Annotated in this window: 11 protein-coding genes; 5 read left to right on the top strand and 6 right to left on the bottom strand. The window is 47.8% G+C overall.

Going from position 1 to position 15,311, the window contains the following annotated elements; genetic code table 11:
• The first annotated feature begins 82 nt into the window (after window positions 1–82).
• Window positions 83–1,642 (top strand): ATP-binding protein, encoded by a 1,560-nt coding sequence (locus H8S65_RS01155; RefSeq protein ID WP_186928182.1) that lies wholly within the window; start codon window positions 83–85, stop codon window positions 1,640–1,642.
• A 25-nt stretch (window positions 1,643–1,667) separates the two neighbouring features.
• The gene (locus H8S65_RS01160) at window positions 1,668–1,922 is read left to right on the top strand and encodes a hypothetical protein (protein ID WP_186928183.1); all 255 of its coding nucleotides are present in this window, start codon (window positions 1,668–1,670) and stop codon (window positions 1,920–1,922) included.
• Between the two features lie 85 nt (window positions 1,923–2,007).
• On the opposite strand, the gene H8S65_RS01165 is transcribed toward H8S65_RS01160, so the two are convergent.
• A complete protein-coding gene (locus tag H8S65_RS01165) occupies window positions 2,008–3,744 on the bottom strand; it encodes a DUF4114 domain-containing protein (protein ID WP_186928123.1) in 1,737 nt (578 codons plus the stop codon).
• Window positions 3,745–3,992: 248 nt separating this feature from the next.
• On the opposite strand from H8S65_RS01165, the gene H8S65_RS01170 reads away from it, so the two are divergent.
• Entirely contained in the window at window positions 3,993–6,044 is a 2,052-nt protein-coding gene (locus H8S65_RS01170) for a tetratricopeptide repeat-containing sensor histidine kinase (protein ID WP_186928124.1), read from the top strand.
• Between the two features lie 57 nt (window positions 6,045–6,101).
• Window positions 6,102–7,349 carry a DUF3843 family protein gene (locus H8S65_RS01175; protein WP_186928125.1) on the top strand — a complete coding sequence of 416 codons (1,248 nt, stop codon included), beginning with the start codon at window positions 6,102–6,104 and terminating at the stop codon, window positions 7,347–7,349.
• 59 nt (window positions 7,350–7,408) lie between these two features.
• Here the strand turns inward: H8S65_RS01175 and H8S65_RS01180 are convergent, their stop codons facing one another.
• Both H8S65_RS01180 and H8S65_RS01185 read right to left on the bottom strand, forming a co-directional pair.
• A complete protein-coding gene (locus H8S65_RS01180; RefSeq protein ID WP_186928126.1) occupies window positions 7,409–8,440 on the bottom strand; it encodes a Gfo/Idh/MocA family protein in 1,032 nt (343 codons plus the stop codon).
• Between the two features lie 15 nt (window positions 8,441–8,455).
• Window positions 8,456–9,169, bottom strand: a complete 714-nt coding sequence (locus H8S65_RS01185) for a 2-phosphosulfolactate phosphatase (RefSeq protein ID WP_186928127.1) — start codon at window positions 9,167–9,169, stop codon at window positions 8,456–8,458.
• A gap of 105 nt (window positions 9,170–9,274) precedes the next feature.
• Here H8S65_RS01185 and H8S65_RS01190 point away from each other — a divergent pair, with 105 nt between their 5' ends.
• Window positions 9,275–9,868 carry a DUF4251 domain-containing protein gene (locus H8S65_RS01190; RefSeq protein ID WP_186928128.1) on the top strand — a complete coding sequence of 198 codons (594 nt, stop codon included), beginning with the start codon at window positions 9,275–9,277 and terminating at the stop codon, window positions 9,866–9,868.
• A 75-nt stretch (window positions 9,869–9,943) separates the two neighbouring features.
• Here H8S65_RS01190 and H8S65_RS01195 read toward each other — a convergent pair whose 3' ends face one another.
• The 3 genes from H8S65_RS01195 to nagA (H8S65_RS01205) all read right to left on the bottom strand — a co-directional run bounded on the left by H8S65_RS01195 (window position 9,944) and on the right by nagA (H8S65_RS01205) (window position 15,262).
• A complete protein-coding gene (locus H8S65_RS01195) occupies window positions 9,944–11,929 on the bottom strand; it encodes a glucosamine-6-phosphate deaminase (RefSeq protein WP_186928129.1) in 1,986 nt (661 codons plus the stop codon).
• A gap of 1,002 nt (window positions 11,930–12,931) precedes the next feature.
• On the bottom strand, window positions 12,932–14,092 hold the full coding sequence (nagA, locus tag H8S65_RS01200) for an N-acetylglucosamine-6-phosphate deacetylase (RefSeq protein WP_186928130.1): 1,161 nt from the start codon (window positions 14,090–14,092) through the stop codon (window positions 12,932–12,934).
• Between the two features lie 3 nt (window positions 14,093–14,095).
• Window positions 14,096–15,262, bottom strand: a complete 1,167-nt coding sequence (gene nagA / locus H8S65_RS01205; RefSeq protein WP_186928131.1) for an N-acetylglucosamine-6-phosphate deacetylase — start codon at window positions 15,260–15,262, stop codon at window positions 14,096–14,098.
• Between the last annotated feature and the right edge of the window lie 49 nt (window positions 15,263–15,311).

Here is a 15,311-nt window from a genome sequence, read left to right on the forward strand (position 1 = left end):
CCTTATGGCAGATTTTAAGACAAACTCTTCTACCGGAAAGCTATTTATAGTATCTTTGAAGACAATTAATCTAAATAATCCGATGAACGAGATCATGCGCAAACTCCCGATCGGGATACAAACCTTTGAAGATATACGAAGAGACAATTATCTGTATGTGGATAAGACTGCCTTTGTGTGGCAATTAGCCAATCAAGGCAAACCCTACTTCCTCGCCCGCCCCCGCCGGTTCGGTAAAAGCCTGTTGCTCTCTACCTTTGAGGCCTATTTCAAAGGGCAGAAAGATCTTTTCAAAGGGCTCGCCATCGACCGGATGGAGACGGACTGGAGGGTTTATCCGGTCTTCCACCTGGATTTAAACGCGGAGAAATACGATAGTCCGGACCGGTTGCTTCAGATTTTAGACAGCCACTTGAATATGTGGGAAGATAAATATGGGAAGGATATACGTGACGAAACGATCTCCACACGTTTCAGCGGCATCATCCGCCGTGCCTCGGAAGCCACCGGAATGAGGGTCGTTGTCCTGGTCGACGAATACGACAAACCTCTTCTTCAGGCATTAGGTAATAACGAACTGCTGGAAGAATACCGCAAGACATTGAAAGCCTTCTACGGCGTGCTGAAAAGCGCAGACCGTTACCTGCGCTTTGTCTTCCTGACAGGGGTAACGAAGTTCTCCCAGGTCAGTGTGTTCAGCGACCTGAACCAACTGAATGATATTAGTATGAATAGATCTTTTGCCGAAATCTGCGGTATCACCCGCCAGGAGTTGGAAGCCAATTTCCAGCCGGAGATTAAGGTATTCGGGCAGAACAACAACCAAACACCCGGGGAAGTGCTGGATATCATGGAAGCCAATTATGATGGCTACCATTTCCATCCGAACAGCCCCGGCATATTCAACCCATTCAGTGTTTTAAGTGCTTTCTTTAACCGGGAATTAGGAAGTTACTGGTTCCAGACCGGCACACCAACCTTCTTAGTCGAGATGTTGCAAAAGACGAACTACGACCTGCGCCTGCTCTTGGACGGCATCGAGGCGCCAGCCTCCTCATTCACCGAATACCGGGTCGACTCCAACAATCCAATCCCATTGATTTATCAGAGCGGGTACTTGACGATTAAGGAATACGACTCACGTTTCACCAATTATTTTCTGGCATTTCCAAATGAGGAGGTGAAGTATGGCTTCATTAACTTCCTCATCCCTTTTTACACATCTGTAACGAATAACGACCAGAACTTCTACATCGGTAAGTTCGTTTCCGAATTAGAACATGGCGATGTCGATGCCTTCCTCACCCGCCTGCAAGCCTTCTTTGCTGATTTCCCGTACGAGCTGAACACAAAGACAGAACGCCACTACCAGGTGGTCTTTTATCTCGTATTCAAACTCATGGGGCAGTACACCGGAGCAGAAGTCCGCAGTGCCCGTGGACGTGCCGATGCGGTGGTAAAGACTCCCAAATACATCTATGTCTTCGAGTTCAAACTGGGAGATACAGCCGAAGAAGCCTTGAAGCAAATAGACGAAAAAGGCTACCTCATCCCCTACCAGAGCGACGGACGCGAAGTCGTAAAAGTAGGTGTGGAATTTAGCGCCGAAGAACGGAATATAGCAAGATGGCTATGCGAATAACACGAATCATCCTGACTATTACGGAATGGACATATACCTTTTATATATCATTGCCTATGCCACCAGTATCACATCCAGCCTGGGCAGTTGCGCCATCCTGCTGTTCCTGAACCACGGCAACGTCGAGATAAACCCGACCTACCTGAAGGCATGGCGCATCCTCGCCCTCGCTTCCTTCCTCGTAGCCATCGGGCTGACGTTCCAGGATTACGAGTCCCGCCTCCAGCATTCCATAGACCTGATGTTCCTGCCCGAAAATGCCGACCGCAAGATCAAATAGATTTTTGACACAGCCCCAACAAAAATCCCCCTCTCCGCTATCACGTTGGAGAGAGGGATTCTTTATTATAGTCGTTTATCACGGACTATTCGGAAATGATATGGGGAGAGTAAGGACCTGGGGATAATTCCTCGAATGCGTGTCCAGGAACCGGATCGAACTCCATTTCTACCAGGATGCGGACAGGTTCATTATCCATAATCCGGCCTTTCACCGAGTTGATCGTACGGATGATCTGTTCGGCAGCCTCGCTCTTCACGGCCATCAGGTTGACAGCTTTGGCATCTACATCCATTTCTATTTCTACCGTCATGCCACGGACAGTCGTTTTGACAAAGATGCGCTTTTTCCCGTCCGATTTCGTCTTGCGAATTGTTGTTTTGACAAAGATCCGGTTAGCATAAGTTGCCGGCTGGTCGACAATCAGGCTGTTCATCGTGCGGCTGTTCGCGACAATCAGCTCTTCCTTCAGGCCTGTGACATTGCCATAGCTGTCCAGATTTTCCTGATCGGAGATATCCCAATGCAAGGTCGATTTGGAGGCAACCCAAAGATCGTTCCAGAAGTCCGGATCATCGGCAGGAAGATCCATCACTTCCGATAGTTGCTGTATGGCATCCACCTCCTCCGTCTCACCGGTATCACCGCCATCTGGTATTTCCGGGATATCGTATGTGATAGCTTCCGCAGGATAAGAGGAGACATGGAACATCATGTCGTTGCAATCCCCATCCCCTTTCAACAAGTTGATACGCTCGTTCGGCAGGTCTTCAAACCCGACCACCACAAAGTTATCTTTCTTGAACAGGACCGTATGGTTTTTATTTCCCGATTCAGGATTCCATTCCGGGTAAGAGTAAAAGCGGAACATGCCATCGCCCACCGTACGGTTCAGCAAATTATATCCGTCGGAACGAAGCACCCAACCGATAGAAGTACCCTTCGGGAAGGTATTTTCCAACCGGCCTGTCGCCGGGTCGTAATACTTTAACTGGACAGCATCGCCGGCTTTCAATCCCGCACGGAACAGGCGGACAATGCTTGCACGCGGAAATGCGATAATCTCTTTGATCGAAGCCGGATCCACATTCTTTATATCCCCCTGATAAGAGAAATATCCCAGCACATTGTCGAACAGGCTGCCTGAATGAAGCATGCTCACCCAAATCTGTGCATCTTCTTTCACATAGATATCCGTCCGTTTATAGTATTCCGGATCTGCCTTCCTCCATTCTGGGAAAGCCCGGTTGATGGCACGCAGGACGGAACTGCCAATCTCTTCCTGCTTCGTTACATAATCCGGCTTGCCCAACGAGTTCCAGCCGCCAAGCGTCAGATACGGGAAACTGTCGGACCAGCCGAACAACGCTTTCGTCTCAGGCTTTTCCTCGTTCCGGTCCAGTTCTTCAAATGTTACCGATCCATTGGCTATCCGGCCCTGCAACAAAGACGGGACACCGATATTAGCAGAATAAACATACAATTCCCCAACTTGCTCCGGGAGAGTGCGGGACAAGGCATATTCGCCACGCCCATTCGTGATCCCAGTCAAAATAGGTAATACGTCTGTTTTTTTGATCTGTAATCCGTCTTGTGACTTTAGCGGATTCTCGGCATAGACCTCGAACGCAACCCGGTAACCGTCCGGTACGTCATATTTGAGGTTAAACGTTACAGTCTGTGCTCCAATTTCAGAAATAGCACATTGCTGATTATGGGAATCTCCTGCCCCCGCCTCATTCAAGTCCGCATCCGAACAGGAAACAAGCAGCAAAAGGATGAAGCCCCATAAAGACTTTTGAAATAAACTTCTTGTGTTCATATCCATAGTAGTAAAAATATCTCCTTACAGAAACACAAAGAAAACAATAATAATTAACAAATAAGCAGATAATCCTTGTTTAATTTCAATATTTATGGTTTATTGTTGTTTTCCGCAATGTACCGGCATTTGCATTTAAATGCAATGACTACTATAACCGATTGAATTGGTATTATCAAACATTATACATATCTTTGTAAGCACTTCATGTAGAAAAGCACTTTACATTAAGACAAATTCTATACCAAATGAGGAGATACAATATCATTCTGTTACTAATACTTTGCTTTGGCAATATCACGACTGTCATACGCGGTTCCGAGCTGGAACAAGAGATAGACAGCATCAAAAAGTTGCTGATGATTACTTCCGCCGCAGACAAGCGTTTGGATCTGTTAGAAAAAATTTCCTATCTCTCTATGGACGACTCGACAGGAAACTTCTGGCTCAAACAATTGAAAAAGGAGGCACAGGAAGCACGGCAGATCGACAAAGAGGGCTGGGCGATCCGGACATTGGCCCGTTTTTACTACAATATGGGAGATGTCGAAAATGTCAAACTCTATGTATCCCAGATCGACTCCCTTGCCAAGCAAACCGAGAATTACAACGACTATTATTTCGATGCCCACACCTTCCTCTGCCAGCTTTACCTGTGGGACGAACAATTCGAAAAAGCTGCGGACGCCGCCATCCGCCTCTATAACCTGGCGAAAGAAGAAAAGAACGAGAACGGAATTATCTGTAGCTGCGAAACCCAGGGATTGATCAACCAGCGCATCGGCCGTGACAGTGTCGCTGTCGACTTTTTCCAGGAAGGCCTCGACTTGCTACAAAAAACAGGAAAGGATTACCGGTACATCGTCCAATACCTCAATAACGTGATCGAATCCGAACTGAAACTAAACCGGTTTGAAAGCGCAACCGGACATATCAACCAATTGCAGACCCTAATCACCAACATCAAAAACGGGGAATACGGACTTGACCCTTCTTTTCCATACGACCGTTGCGCCCTTCTGACAGAAGCCTTTTACATTAGCCTATACGTCCGCGAGAAAAATATCCAGGAAGCTAAAAAACATATCGACAAAGCAGTTCCTTACCTTGACAAACTCGATGACACGTATGTCCACATCTTCTATATGTTCAGCGTTGCCAGCTACTACAAGTTGACCGGACAATACACACAGGCACTGAACACGATCAACGACGTGGTGAAACTGGACAACGGCCCGGAAGTAAAGACACTCAGGGCGGAAATCCTGATGGACATGGGAAATACGCGGGAAGCCGCCTTGCAATACAAGGAAGCCTTGAAGCAAAACGAAGAGATCAACAGCGCAGCTTTTGTCCGCCAGCTAAGCCAGTTGCATGCCCTGCACGACATGAACAACCTCGAATTGCAGGTGAAGGAACTCAGGGTGACAGAGCTTGAACTCGGCGCGAAACAGCAACAGTTGAAATGGTCGCTTGCTCTCGCCTCCCTCCTGCTAATCATCTTGATATTAGGTACTATCATCTATATGCATACCCATAAGCTGAAGAACGAATTGCAAAAAGACAAACAGGCTTTGCTGGAATCGGAGAATGCACTACGTATCGCCCGCGACCATGCGGAAGAATCGGACCGGCTGAAAAGCCTGTTCCTCTCGAATATGAGCCACGAGATCCGTACTCCTCTGAACGCGATCGTCGGATTCGCCCAGATTCTGGATTCCGAGATGGAAGAAGGGGACGAACGGAAAGAGTACACACATATCATCATGGACAATTCGGCCCTCCTGCTTAACCTCGTCAACGACATCCTGGACATCTCCCGCCTGGAATCGGAAAGATACCGTTTCACCTTTGCCGAACAGAACCTGGCCGAATGTTGCCGGAGCGCATTGACAAGCGTCGAACATCGCGTGAAGCCGGGAGTGGAATTAAGATTCTCCCCTGAAGACGAAAACTTCATGTTCAATACAGACAAGCTACGCTTGCAGCAAGTCATCATCAACCTGGTCGGGAATGCGACCAAATTTACAGAGAAAGGTTTTATCGAACTGGCTTATAAGGTAGACAGGGCAAATGGGTTCGTGCAATTTACCATCACCGACACGGGATGCGGAATACCGGCCGAAAAGCAGGATGCGATCTTCGAACGGTTCGAAAAGTTGAACGAGTGTGTACAGGGAACAGGCTTGGGACTGTCCATCTGCCGCATTATTGCCGAACGGTTCAATGGCGAAGTGCTGCTGGACAAGAAATATTCGGATGGCGCCCGCTTTATTTTCACCCATTCTCTCAACCTTTAAAATATTTGTTACATTTGTAGCTTCTAATCATTAGTTGAGTACAAATTATCTTTTTATATGAAGAACATTAGAATTTATCCGAAAGATTGGTTGCAATTGCACCCATATAAACAATCAGATTCTACAGACCTCTATTATACCAATATAGCAAACCGTATTTATGACATGCTGGAAGAAACACATCTCGCCTATTCTTTTGAGAAGGACGAGGTGAAGCAGATCAGCATACGTATGGCGGCTTATTTCGAGGATGTTATTTCCGGCCTGAATATCTGGCGCTCGTTTATCACGGAGCACAAAGCTCTGTACGGCAAATTCTTGCCGTTCTATACGCCCGACGATCATTATTACGATGACGAGGTCAACTATGAAGACATCCGGTTCCTGCTCTGGCATTACACACAGCAGTATCACGGGTTTCGCAAGAGTACATTCGTCAGTCCCGACAATGCAGCGAATGGCGATACTGCCAGCCTGATCTACCGGATGTTATGCGACGAATGGACGACTGCGCCGGAAAACGAACGGTTGCAACAGCTCTTTGCTCCGGAAACCCGCTATGAGGATGCCAACAAATACAACGAGTTACTCCACTGGTTCCATTACCAATGTTACCTGTTTACCGATTCAAAACAGGAACTGACGGATACAGTCAAGGAATATTGGGAACAGGCGGAAGACAAGAACAACCAGTTTATCATGGTTATCCACGACTCACTGGCACATATTTCTAAAAGTGCATTCCTGGCCTACACGGCTCCCAAATGGCTTTCGCTGATCCTTCCGGCAGACCATCCGGATCATAGTCTGTTCGTTGAAGAAGGAGAAAAGTCACAGGCATTCAAAGAACCGATGTCCGAAGAGAGCGAGAAAAAGCTGGCCGAGCATTTCGAGAAATTCACGGCTGCGGCAGAAGGTAAAACACTCCTTTATTTCCAAAACAAGCAGGAATTCCTGGATTTCCTGACAAAGATCGGTATCGAAACGGAAGGAGCGATAGGCGATACTGTCCCCCGGAAATTTGCCGTTTATGCTACTCCAACAGAAGGACTGCAAGTCCTGAGCACCGGTGTTGAGTATATCAAAGACGAAAACAATCCTTTCTACGATCAGAAAAAAGCAGAAAACCAAGGTTTGTCCTTCTTCATGCTCCGGCAATGCAGCCCGTATCTGCTGAGAATATTGGAAGAAAAAGGCATGCTATCCGATGCGCAGGCGAAAAGCCTGATCGGTGAGGAACGCAGCAAGGCGATCGTCCACGAGAACTGGGAGTTCCTGATGAGATATTTCCTTCGGGAATATTGATTTCTTTTGCCGGGGGATTAATCCCCCGGCAAAAGATTGATTTTTCTCTTTTTGTTTTATTAGCATTTATCCGCCGGATACCGAATCCCTAACTGCCTGCGCACCTCATCGATGATTTCCAACGTGATCAGGGAGTGCTCGTGGCTGTTGATCACGGATTGCCGTTTACCCGACAAAACCAGATCGATAAACTCTGCCACCTCATAATAATATTCATCCTTATCCGTCACCGCACTTATATCCTGTGGTTCGGCAGAGGAACCTTTACCGGAAGCGGCTCCCAGACGGGGTGTATATTTCACCTCTCCTATTATATTGATCCGGTCGAGCGTTATGTTTCCATCTTCCCCCTGTATCTCCGTAGGCAGGGAAGAATTGGCTATCTTGGAATAAAGGACAGTCGCATTCATCCCTTCGTATTCAAAATTGACAGCGCCCTGCCCGTCCGCTCCTGATGAAAGGATGATACCGGAAGCATCTATCTTTTTCGGGCGTCCGAACAAAACGACCATCGGATAAACGGTATAAATCCCGATATCCATCATCGCCCCGTTCGACAGTTCCGGCTTGAATGCGTTCAGCACGACTCCTTCCTTGAACTTATCATAGCGGGAAGAATATTGGCAGTAACAGGAGAAATAACGCCGTATCGTTCCTAAACGTCCTAAGTTATCCCGCACAGACCGGAAATTCGGGGTAAGAGTCGGTTTCATAGCCTCCATCAGCGTAACATCATATTTTGCAGAGGCGGCGATCATCTCCCTCACCTCCCGTGCATTCGAAGCGAAAGGTTTCTCACAGAGCACGTGCTTTCCATGCTTCATGCACAAGATACTCTGCTCCGCATGGAGGAAATTAGGCGATGCGATATACACGGCATCGATCAACGGACTTTTCGCCATCTCTTCCAGAGAGGTGAAAGTATAAGGTATCTGATGTTTGGCGGCAAAGGCATCCGCCGTCTCCTGCTTGCGGGAATAAACGGCGACCCCTTCAAAACGGTCGTCCTGCCGCGCCCCGGCAATTACCCAGTCGGTTATAAAGTTGGTTCCGACTACTCCAAAACGTACTTTTCCGGTATGTTTTTCCATATATTCTATTTCTTGTTAGCGTAATATTAATGTATCTCCCTCTATCGAAAGTTCGGGAACCTTGTCCGTAATACTCAAAGTCAGGCAATAGGGAACGGCATCTTCGAGACGGTTTGCTTTCAGGCGTCCCATATGGTCCGTCGTGTCCAGATAAGCAAGCAGGTCCTCCTTATTGTTCGTCCACATATCACGGGCAATCACGGCTGCATCGCTGCCCGCTTCATACAAGCTGGTACTCAGCAACACATCCGTCAAGGCTCCGCCAAAAAGCGTATCTTCTATATTCACCTTATCCTGCCAGCCGGAACAGAGCACGACCACATCCCGCTTATGGCGGACACAGTAACCGGCCACCGCCTGCAGATTGATGAAAGCTCCCGTTATCACCCGGAAAGCGGATTTGGCGATCGTGATCGCACGCGTACCGTTGGTCGTGGTGAACACAAGGTCTTTCCCGGAAACCTTTTCCGGCGTATAGTCGAACGGGGAATTTCCGAAATCGGCGAACTCACATCGCTTCACATTCCGTTCCGCTCCGACCAGCCAGCCTTCTGCCTTATATGCCTCGGCCTCTTCGACGGTAGCGACCGGGCGGATGCTACGAACTCCATTACTAAAAGCGGCGGCCATCGTCGTCGTTGCACGGAACACATCCACGACCACCACGATAGCTTCCGGATTATGATAGACCGGATATAATGCCGGCGAGAAACAAACATCTATTTTCATATCAAACGATTATTATCCGCACAAAAATACGAGGGATTTTAAACATTTCCTCTATCTGCTTGTTCTTTTATTACATTTTTGAATAAACGTTTTAAACTAAGTCGTATGAAAAGAATTGTATCTATGATGGTGATCTTCACCCTTATGTTGGGTGGTATGACACATGTGCAGGCTCAAACAAGTAAAGCCGCAGAAAAAGCTGAAAAAAAGCAGGAAAGAAAAGAGAAAAAAGAAGAAAGGTTAGCTAAGGACGCCGTTATGGGCGAAGAAGCATTCAACAATGCTATGCAGGCTATCACAAACCAGTCGTTCGTGCTCGAAGCCAACTCCGTACAACCGTTGAACGGGCGTGTTTACTATGTAAACTCAAACACAAACTTCGTTTCGTTGAACGACGGGCAGGCTATGGTTCAGATCGCATCCAACTCTCCTTACCCCGGTCCTAACGGATTAGGCGGCATCACCGTACAAGGTTCAGCATCCAATGTACAGGTTAAACAGGAAAACAACGGAAACGTATATCTGTCCATGAGCGTACAGGGTATCTTTATCTCTGCAACCGTAAACCTGGTACTATACAGCGGAACCAACAATGCGATGGTTACTGTAGACCCGAACTTCTCAGGAAACGACCTGACGATGAACGGAACATTGCTTCCTTATTCAGACTCTAACGTTTTCCAGGGAACCACTTACTAATTCATATATTAAACAACAAGGAAGGGCGGCCCGATTATCGAGCCGCCCTCACTTTTTTATGACAGTCCGGTTTGCTTATCGAACCGGGACATATTGTACGAATGCTTCCATCGCTTCATAAGAAGCAAGACCTAACTGGTGATACAGTTCGGCAGTAGCACGGTTACGGTCTTCGGCACGCTGCCAGAACAAACGTTCGTCGTCGCCGAGGAACGGTGCGCTTTCAGCCTGCGACTGGTGTTTCAGGATCGCATTTCTCTTATGGCGCAATTCTTCGGGAGAGATAGGAACGGCCATTTCCACATGGTCCATTTCCCATTCGGCCCAAGCTCCGCGGTACATCCAGATGCGGCAGTTCTTCAACCATTCTTCATCCTTCAATTCGTCGAGAGCGGCCAAAACCGCATTCAGACATACACGATGAGTTCCATGCGGGTCGGCAAGGTCGCCGGCAACGAACATCTCATCGGGTTTCACATCCGTCAACAACTTCTTCACGATAGCAATATCCGCTTCGCTCAGGTCATTCTTCTTCACCAAACCTGTTTCGTAGAAAGGCAGGTCGAGGAAGTGGATATGATCGTCATTCTTGATTCCGCTGTAGCGGGCTCCGGCACGGGCTTCTTCACGGCGGATCGTACCTTTCATAAAGAGGACATCGCGTTTTTCAGCTTCACCTTCCACCTTTTCATAACGGAGGAAATGGATGATTTCTTCGGCTTTCTTCTTAACCGTTTCGTCTTTTGTGTACTTATCGCAAACATCGCGCAGATATTCGCAGTAACGGATTACTTCTTCATCCCCTACGGCAATATTGCCGGAAGTTTCGTAAGCGACATGCACATCGTGATGCTGTTCACACAAACGATGGAATGTACCGCCCATCGAGATTACATCGTCGTCCGGATGCGGACTGAAGATAATCACTTTCTTCGGATAGGGAGTTGCACGTTCGGGACGGTTTGAATCGTCGGCATTCGGCTTGCCGCCCGGCCATCCGGTAATCGTGTGCTGGATATCGTTGAATACCCTGATATTCACATTATAGGCCGAACCGTACAGGGCAAGCAGTTCACCCAGGCCGTTTTCGCTATAATCCTTGTTTGTCAGTTTCAGGATCGGTTTGCCCGTCAGTTGGCACAACCAAACGATTGCGCGGCGGATCAGTTTGTTGTCCCACTCGCAATTGGTAACCAACCAGGGATGGCTGATACGTGTCAGATCGTAAGCGGCAGACAAATCGACTACGACTTTCGCATTCGTATGGTTCTGCAGGTAAGAAGAAGGAACGGCATCGCTCACTTTTCCTTCCACCGTTTTTGCAATGATCTTCGCTTTATCTTCACCCCACGCCATCAGGATCACATTGCGTGCTTTCATCATGGTAGCGATACCCATCGTGATAACTCCCGCGGGCACATTGTCCAGTGACGGGAACGTACGGGATGCTTCTTTACGGGCTGCTCCTTCCAGCAGAACCAGACGGGTACGCGAACTCAAAGTCGCCCCTATGCCATTGAACATAATGTTGCTCGCATGTCCCACGCCTAACAGGATATAATCCAAACCGCCTGCCTTCTGGATGTTTTCTTCGTACATCCGGCAGAAGTCGATGATGGCATCTTTCGGCATACATCCGTCAGGAGCATAAATATTCTCAGGAGCGATATCGATATGATCCAGCAGCGCTTCTCTCAACTGTGCCACGTTGCCGGCTGAAGGAGAGACAAGCGGGAAGAATTCATATTCGACAAAGATAACCACGTTGCGGAAGCTCAGTTGCTCTTCCTTATGCATACGGATCAATTCTTTATATACACTCAGTGGAGAACGGCCTCCAGGAATAGCCATCACAAAGTTTTCACCGATTTCCTGTTTCTTACGAATCTGGTCCGCTATCTCCTTGGCGATAGCAAACGAACCTTCATCGGCCGATTTGTAGATGTTCGTCGGAATCTTTTCCAGACGGGTTAAAACTGAATGCTCGAAAGCATTTTCCGGGCGATAATACCGCTGCGGTATTCGCGTCAGGGTAATCTGCGAACTAAGGTCTGTTTTCATGTTTAATTCTTGATTTAGCATTTTATCATAACTTGAATCACAAATATAACAATTAATAAACGATTTTAGCTTTACAGACCATTTAAAAAATCAATACAGTCATAGGAAACATAGATAATACGGATTTTTAAACTAAATACCCCCTGGTTGTTTTATTTAATCAGGGTTCACACTATCCGGGAGACTCTGTAGATCAGCATGTTGCTGTGAACCCTGTGAATGCAAGATAAAAAAGGCGGGATCGATCGATAGGATTGGCTGATCGCAAACCGGTTTCACAGCCTTCACAACAAATTGCTGGCCATTAGCCTTTTACCGCCGTGAACCCTGTTTTCAGTTTTTGTCATATAAGGGATCGGATTGGTTCCTGTCCCGTAAAATATAGGTTATAGGCTAAAAAATACAGCCTTTAGCCTGTCCGGAAAAAGCCTATAGGGTAGCAGGAAAAAGATAGGCATCTATCCGGCAACCGATGCCGACCTTTTCGGGAAGCGACAGGCATCTATTTGCAAAACACTGGTGATTCGATTTCAAAATACCTATGTTTTGATGGGTAGGAACAACTTCACCTTTTGGCAGGCTTGAAACTAAATGTCCCACTAAAGAACCAGGTTCGCGGATGACGCGGATGAAACAGATTAAAGCGGATTTAAATTATTTTATCCGTGCTTGTGATTATAGTGTCGATGTCTTAGGGCTGTGCTCTGGGCTATATCCTGTCGGGCAACCCTAAGGCAAGGCTTTCCTCAAACCGCTATTGCTCTTTTGCCGTCTGCTTCAGCAGACGGATGGATGATTGTTCCGGCTTTGCCGGTTCCTCTGTGGGTTTTAACCCCTTTTAATACAATAGATGAAAGGGACTGAAGTCCACAGAGGAAGAGGCTTTGCCTCCAGGCCTTTTAATCCGTCTGCTGAAGCAGACGGCAAAAGAGAGCCTCCGGCATAAAGCGCAGCTTTGTCTGTTAGCTCACTGATAAATCATTATTTGTGGGACAAATATTCTTAAAACAACGTGTTGGCAGCCGGAACCAGGTTTCCCATTGACCAAACGGCACGGACAGCCAGATTACGGTCCATGATGATGATATCGGCATCTTTTCCGCGCTGCAACGTACCCGTGCGGTCGGATACCCCCATCAAGCGTGCCGGAGTTTCGGAAGCCATGCGAACGGCATCGGCCAACGGGATATTGGCTTTCTGAACCATCGTACGAACCAGTACATCCATCGTAGCGATACTTCCGGCAAGCGAAGAATGGTCAGCCAATTTGCAAACGCCGTCTTCAATAATAATACGTGAATCTTCGGCCGGTTTCACATCGCTCGCGGCATAGGACAACGCATCGGTTACCAGACAGGTACGTTCCACCCCTTTCAGCTTATACACCAGGCGAAGGATCGTAGAAGGCAAATGCTTACCGTCGGCAATCACTTCCACCGTCATATCGTCCATCAGGAAAACGCTTTCCACCGTTCCTTCGTACTTATATTCACGACGCTTGTGGAAACCGGGCATTGCATTGTAGAACTGGGCCGCATGGGTAAAACCCGCTGCATAAGCCTCTTTGATGTCCCCGAATTCAGCTTCCGTATGCGTAATGGCAGCCAGAATACCTTTCGACCTGAGATAACGGGCGAAATCATGCGCACCCGGCAATTCAGGACTGGCATCCCAACGCTTAATGCAGTTCGTGCTTTCCAGGATAGACATATATTCTTCCTTATCCGGATCTTTCACATCGTATAAGCTGCCGGCCATTTTTGCATTCAGGTACGGCCCCTCCACATGAAGTCCCAACACAGGGCCATCTTTTTCTGCCATAAGCTTCTCACAGATAGAGACAGCTTTACATATCAATTCTTTAGGAGAAGACGACAAAGTGGGAAAAATAGTTGTCGCACCATGTTTCATATGAGCGGCAATCGCGCTATGGAAGGCTTCTTCCGTACATTCCTTAAAATCGTGTCCCCCGCCGCCGTGCACGTTCATGGCTACGAAACCGGGAATAATATACATTCCCTTAGCGTCAACCACTTTAGCACCGATAACAGCCAGGTCGCTGTTTGTTACTTCCAAAATCTTCCCGTCGCTAATCAATACGGAGCCATCCTTCAACCATCCCTGCGGGGTGAGGATCTGGCCATTTATTATTTGTGTCAGCATAAATCAAAACAGTTTATTCGTTCCTTCCACTAATTTACCCATCGCCCAAACAGCACGGACGTTCAAGTCCTTGTCCAATATCTGGATGTCCGCATCCTTCCCTCGTTGCAAAGAGCCTTTACGGTCGTAAACGCCCATGATGCGTGCCGGAGTTTCGGAAGCCATGCGAACGGCATCTTCCAACGGGATCTCGGCTTTCTGGACGACCGTACGGATCAGGCGATCCATAGTCGCAACGCTGCCGGCAAGAGCAGAACGGTCAGCCAGCTTGCAAACGCCGTCTTCGATGATCACACGCGGGTCGAACGCCGTCTGGCTGTCACTTGCGGCACAAGCCAGCGCATCGGTGATCAGGCAAGTACGTTCCACACCTTTGATCTTATAAACCAAACGGAGGATCGTCGGAGGCACATGGATACCGTCGGCCACTACCTCGACCGTCATATCGTCGATCAGGTAGATACTTTCGACCGTACCTTCATATTTATATTCACGACGTTTGTGGAAACCGGGCATTGCGTTGTAGAAGTGTGTGGCATGTGTATATCCGGCTTCGTAGGCAGTCTGGATATCTTCGTATTCGGCTTGCGTATGGCCGACAGATGCCAATACGCCTTTCGATGTGATGTATTTACCGAACTGCATGGCACCCGGCAATTCAGGAGCGGCATCCCAACGTTTGATGCAATGTGTTTCTTCCAACAGGGGAATGTATTCTTCCGGATCCGGATTCTTGATATTTTCCGGCAACTGCCCGCCAGCCATCTTCATATTGAAGTAATGTCCTTCCAGATGAAGCCCCAGGACAGGGCTGTCTTTTTCTGCCATCAACTTTTCAGTCGTTGCAGCCGCTTCACGGATCATCGGGATGGTCGAAGAAGATAATGTGGGGAAAATACTGGTCGTACCATGCTGCATGTGAGCGGCTACTGCTGCCCGGAATGCATCTTCTGTACCTTCCATAAAGTCACGGCCTCCACCGCCGTGGACATGGATTTCTACTCCGCCCGGCACGATATACATGCCTTTAGCGTCTATCAAAGTGGCTCCTACCACTGCCAGATCGCAGTTAGTCACTTCTAAAATCTTGTTATCGCTTATCAGAACAGAACCGTCTTTCAACCAGCCCTGTGGGGTAAGGATCTTGCCATTTATAATCTGAGTTAACATAGCGCAAGAATTAAGTTTGTGTTTTTTTAGTTTTAAGTAGGCAAAGGTA

Source organism: Parabacteroides hominis (genome assembly GCF_014287585.1).
In the GTDB taxonomy this organism is placed as follows: Bacteria; Bacteroidota; Bacteroidia; order Bacteroidales; family Tannerellaceae; genus Parabacteroides; species Parabacteroides hominis.